This window comes from uncultured Aureimonas sp., assembly GCF_913775355.1.
GTDB lineage: Bacteria > Pseudomonadota > Alphaproteobacteria > Rhizobiales > Rhizobiaceae > Aureimonas.
The window spans coordinates 1-5,262 of the sequence record NZ_CAJYIU010000063.1; the positions used below are offsets into that span (position 1 = coordinate 1).

Consider the following 5,262-nt stretch of genomic DNA (forward strand, 5'->3'; position numbering starts at 1 on the left):
CCGACCGACGTCCACGGCCTCGGCCGCTTCGACGGCACGGCGCTCTACGAGCACGCAGACCCGCGCCGCGGCTTCCACAAGGACTGGAACACGCTGATCTACGACTACGGGCGGACCGAGGTGAAGAACTACCTCGTCGCCAACGGCCTCTACTGGCTCGACCGGTTCCATGTCGACGGTCTGCGCGTCGATGCGGTCGCCTCGATGCTCTACCTCGACTACTCGCGCAATCACGGCGAGTGGGAGCCCAACATCTACGGCGGGCGCGAGAATCTGGAAGCCATGGCCTTCCTGAAGGAGACCAACGAGCAGGTCGGCGGGCAGTATCCGAACGCCTCGACCCATGCCGAGGAATCGACCGCCTTCCCCGACGTCTCGCGCCCGACCTATGCCGGCGGCCTCGGCTTCCACTTCAAGTGGAACATGGGCTGGATGCACGACACCCTGCATTTCATGCAGGAGGACCCGATCAACCGCAAATACCACATGCACCACATGACCTTCGGCATGGTGTATGCGTATTCCGAGAACTTCGTGCTGCCGCTGTCCCACGACGAGGTGGTCTACGGAAAGGGCTCGATCCTCGGCAAGATGCCGGGCGACTGGTGGCAGAAGTTCGCCAACCTCAGAGCCTACTACGGCTTCATGTGGACGCACCCCGGCAAGAAGCTGCTCTTCATGGGCGGCGAGTTCGGGCAGTCGGCGGAGTGGAACCATGACCAGTCGCTCGACTGGCATCTCCTCCAGTATCGCGAGCACGAGGGCGTGCAGCGCCTGATCCGCGACCTCAACGCGCTCTATCGCGGCGTTCCGGCGCTTTACGAGAACGACTGCGAGCCGGCCGGCTTCGAGTGGGTCGACACGTCCGACGTCGACCAGTCGATCCTTTCGTTCCTGCGCAAGGACAAGCACGGCGGCGCGGCGCTGGTGGTCTGCAACTTCACGCCCAACGTCCATCACGGCTACCGTGTCGGTGTGCCGCATGGCGGCTTCTGGGCGGAAGCGATGAACACGGACGCCGAGATCTACGGCGGCTCGAACGTCGGCAATTTCGGCGGGCAGGAGGCCGAGGAGATCCACGCCAACGGCCGGCCGTTCTCGCTGTCGCTGAGCCTGCCGCCGCTCTCGACCATCGTGCTGGTGCCGCGCGGCGCCTGAGGCGTCAGGCCGCCAGCGCCTCCGGCTCGACCCGGTTCCGGCCGAGCCGCTTGGCGCGATAGAGGGCGCGGTCGGCGGCCGCCATGGTCTCGTCGAGACCGCGTCCCATCGTGGAGGCGACGCCGACGCTGACCGTCACGGGGATGGCACGTGCGCTGGCCTCGGACGCGTCGCGGAAGCGGCGGCGAAGGCGGTCGGCCATGTCGGCCCCCTCGCGCATGTCGCAGGCGGGCACGAAGGCGACGAACTCCTCGCCGCCGAGCCGCCCGATCACGGCGTTCGATTTCATCTCGCTTTCCGCCACCCGGGCGAAGAGCTTCAGCACGTCGTCGCCGGCCTGATGGCCGAACGTGTCGTTGACCTGCTTGAAATGGTCGAGATCGAAGACGAGGAGGATGCCGGCCGGCAGATCCGGCCCGATCCGCTCGCTCGCCTGCTGGGTGAAGCTGCGGCGGTTGGCGAGCCCGGTGAGAAAGTCGGTCTGGGCCGCCACCACGAGGCGGTTCTCGCCCTCCTCGCGCACCATGGCCAGAAGCGCCATCGGCGCCGCGACGGCGTAGAGGACGCCTTCGCCCATCGTCAGGATCGACAGAAGCTTGATCGCCGCCGCGTCGGTCACCGTGTCGAGAAGCGGCATGGCGATGACGCGCGTCATGTAGACCGCCCCGTGGATGGCGAAGACGGCGACGGCGAGGGGGCGCGAGCGCATGGCGCCGAGCGTCGGCGACAGGAGCGCGGCGACGCCCGCGAACTGGATGCAGGCGATCACGAGCGCCGCCATCGCGTGCCAGATCGGCAGCGGCAGGTTGGGCCCGGCCCAGAGCCAGAGGGCGGCGCCGCCCGCGACGGCGGCGAGCGGCGGGGCGACGTCGCGGCCGCCGATGCGGGTGATGCCGGCGACCATCAGGCCGTAGCCGGTGAAGATGAGGATGTTCGACAGGCCGGAGCCGATGACGGTCGGCAGCTCCTCGCGCCAGGACACGAGCATCGATCCGGCGAGAAGAAACAGATAGGCGAGCGACCAGAGCCGCAGGACCCGCTGATGGCGCGGGTTGAACAGGCTTTCGCCGAAGGCCATGGCGCTCGCGACACCGAGAACCGCCGCGCAGAGGACGTAGATGGTGAAGAGGTCGATCTGCATGGGCCCCGCGCCTTTCCGATCGGCGGGACTGTGAGCCTCGATCCGCGAAGGAAGTCTTATGGACGGTGGCCGGGCAGCATGCCGGATGGCGGTGTCGTTAAGACGCCGTTACCTCGGGCTCGACCGGCACCATGTCGACGGCGTGGTGGTGCTTCTGCGGGCCCGCCGTGATCAGGACGCCGTCGATCGGCGCCACGTCGGCATAGTCGCGACCGAGCGCGACGAGGACGTGGTCTTCCCCCGCGAGGCAGCCGTTCGTCGGATCGAGGCCGATCCAGCCGGCAGCCGGGCCCGCCCAGGCCTCGACCCAGGCGTGCATGGCATCCGCGCCCGCCAGACGCGGCTCGCCGGGCGGCGGCTCGGTGCGCAGGAAGCCGCTGGCATAGGCGGCGGGAACGCCGCAGCCGCGAAGGCCCGCGATCATCATGTGCGAGAAGTCCTGACAGACGCCGCGGCGCATCGCGAATGTCTCCTCGACGCGCGTCGCCACCGACGACACGCCGGCCTGGAAGCGGAAGTCGGACCGGATGCGCCGGGCGAGCATGAGGAGACCGAGGCCGATGGCCGGGGCCGCCTCCAGCGTCTCCAACGCATAGGCGGCGACGGCGGGCGACGGCGCGACGAGGCGGCCGGCCCCGCCGAAATGAATCGGGCTGTCGCCCTCGCTCTCGAGAGAGGACGCGCTCCACTCGCGCACCTGCCGCAGCGACGGCGTGTCTTCGAGGCGCGGCGCCGGACGCTCGACGCGAACGCGGGTATCGAGTTCGACCCGAAGCGCGTCGTGCGGGCGCGCGATCAGGCAATGCGCGGTGCGGTTGCCGAAGAAGTCCGTCTCGCCCTGCATCTCGCTCGGGGTCGGCTCGAACCGGAGCCGGCTTGCGAGGACGCGCTGTCCGCGATCCTCGCGCGGCTCGACGCGCAGGATGTGCCGGGCATCCGCGACGAAGCCGGGATAGTGGTACGCGATCAGGAGGCGGATATCGTAGATCAAGGCCGCGCCTACTCGCTGCCGAAGCGTTCGATCGACCCTTGCGGGGCGACGGCGAAGTAGCGCTCGGAGAGAAGGTCCGAAATGTCCCGGAGATCGCGGGCCACGCGGGTGAGGAAGGCGGGCGTGATCTCGGCGGGTACGGCCGTCTCGAGGCGCACATGGAGACGGGCGATGCGCCGCGCCGCCAGATCGAGGCTCTCGCCGGCATGGGTGCCGGGCAGGTCCGCCATGGCGCGGCGCGCCGCTGCGACCTGATAGGCGACGGAGCGCGGGTTGAGGGGGTCGAGCAGGCAGAGATCGAGGACGGTCTCGGCATGGAGTTCGACCGAGAAGCGGCGTCGGTAGGTTAGGCGGCTGTCGGTGAATTCGAGCAGCGCCTCGAAGACGCCTTCGCCGCCGGCGGCGAGGAAGTCGGCCGTTGCCGTCGCCGTCGCCTCGCCGCGCTCTATGCGGCGCCCGCACTGGAGGAAGCGCCAGCCGGAGAACTGGTACATGTTCTCCTCGACGAGACCGGAGAAGCCGGCGAGCCGCGTCAGAAGACGGCCGGCCAGCGCCGGATGATCGGCCGTGTCCTTGCGGCGGCGGGCCTCGTCGAGAAGTTCCACCACCTCGGCCAGAACGCGCCAGGCGTCGGGCGAGAAGCGGTCTCGGATGCGCGAGGCGATGTCGAAGGCCGAGCGCGCGGTGCGGTGCAGCCCGGCGAGCGGGTCGTCGTCGCGGATGCCGGAGCGCTTGAGAAGCGCGCGGCGCGCGGCATCGACGGCGGTCTCACGCTCTTCGCCGCGACGCTCCAGCGCCGCGCGCCAGAGGCGGACCGCCACCTCGACGCGCTCGGCGCTGCGGCCGAGCCAGAACAGGTTGTCGGCCGCGCGCGCCGGAAGCGATCCCGGCAGGCGGCGGCGGAATTCGCGGCCGGAGCTCAGAAGCGTGATCGGTGCGTCCGGTTCGTCGCCGGGGATCCAGACGTCCATCGAGCGCCCGCCGGCGCCGATCGCGGGCGTAGCCTCGCCGCGGTGCGCCGCGCGCGCGAAGCCGCCGGGCATGACGTCCCAGCCCTCGCCCGAGCGCGCGAGGAAGACGCGCAGCGTGACGGGCTGGCCCTCCATCGCGCCGTCCGCTTCGACGGGGATGCAGGAGAGGGGCGGGGACCTGCGGGCGACGAGATGGTCGGCATCCCCGCTCGCGGGAAGCCGGGCAATGGCCGGCTCGATCGCCTGGCCCGAAAAGGCGGGGCCGAGCGTCCAGCCGGGCTCGACGGCCACGCGCGCCCGCGAAGCGGCGTCGCCGCACCAGAGGGTTTCCACCGAGCGAAGCGCCAGCGGCTCGCCGACGAGCCGCGTCGCCAGGGCGTCCTCGAAGGCGGCGAAGGCCGGCGTCTCCAGAATGCCGGAGCCGAGCGCGTTGACGAGTTCGAGATGCCCGGCGCGCACCGCGCGAAGAAGGCCGGGCGTGCCGATGCGGGACTGCGAGAACAGTTCCAGCGGATCGGCATAGTCGGCGTCGAGGCGCCGCCAGAGGACGCCGACCGGGCGCAGGCCATCGACGGTGCGCAGCTTGGCCCGGTCGCCCTGCACCACCAGATCGCCACCTTCGAGAAGGTGGAATCCGAGATAGCGGGCGAGATAGGCGTGCTCGAAATAGGTCTCGTTGAAGGGGCCGGGCGTGAGCAGCCCGACGCGGGCGCCGTCCTGGTCGTTCAGTCCCTCCAGCGTTTCGCGGAATCGCGCGAAGAAGCCGGCGAGGCGGCGTACGTGGAGTTGGCGCGCGAGATCGGGCAGCGCGCGCGAGGTCGCGACGCGGTTTTCCAACGCGAAGCCCGCGCCCGAGGGCGCCTGCGCGCGGTCACCGAGAACGCGCCACGCGCCGTCCGGCCCGCGCCCGAGATCGATCGCGATGAAGCGGATCAGCGGACGCCCGCTCATGCCCTGCCGCGCCAGCGGTCGCAGGAACTCCGGATTGCGGCCGAGGAGGC

Annotated in this window: 4 protein-coding genes; 1 reads left to right on the top strand and 3 read right to left on the bottom strand. The window is 70.3% G+C overall.

Features of this window, described 5'->3' with window-relative positions:
• The coding region (gene glgB, locus QZ753_RS04940; protein ID WP_294641578.1) for a 1,4-alpha-glucan branching enzyme at nt 1-1,158 on the top strand (1,158 nt) is incomplete at its 5' end.
• 4 nt (nt 1,159-1,162) lie between these two features.
• On the opposite strand, the gene QZ753_RS04945 is transcribed toward glgB, so the two are convergent.
• The 3 genes from QZ753_RS04945 to QZ753_RS04955 all read right to left on the bottom strand — a co-directional run.
• Entirely contained in the window at nt 1,163-2,299 is a 1,137-nt protein-coding gene (locus QZ753_RS04945; RefSeq protein ID WP_294641579.1) for a diguanylate cyclase, read from the bottom strand.
• Nucleotides 2,300-2,396: 97 nt separating this feature from the next.
• Nucleotides 2,397-3,290 carry a transglutaminase family protein gene (locus tag QZ753_RS04950; protein ID WP_294641580.1) on the bottom strand — a complete coding sequence of 298 codons (894 nt, stop codon included), beginning with the start codon at nt 3,288-3,290 and terminating at the stop codon, nt 2,397-2,399.
• An 8-nt stretch (nt 3,291-3,298) separates the two neighbouring features.
• Nucleotides 3,299-5,262, bottom strand: a 1,964-nt coding sequence (locus QZ753_RS04955) for a circularly permuted type 2 ATP-grasp protein (RefSeq protein ID WP_294641581.1), incomplete at its 5' end; no start/stop codon positions are given.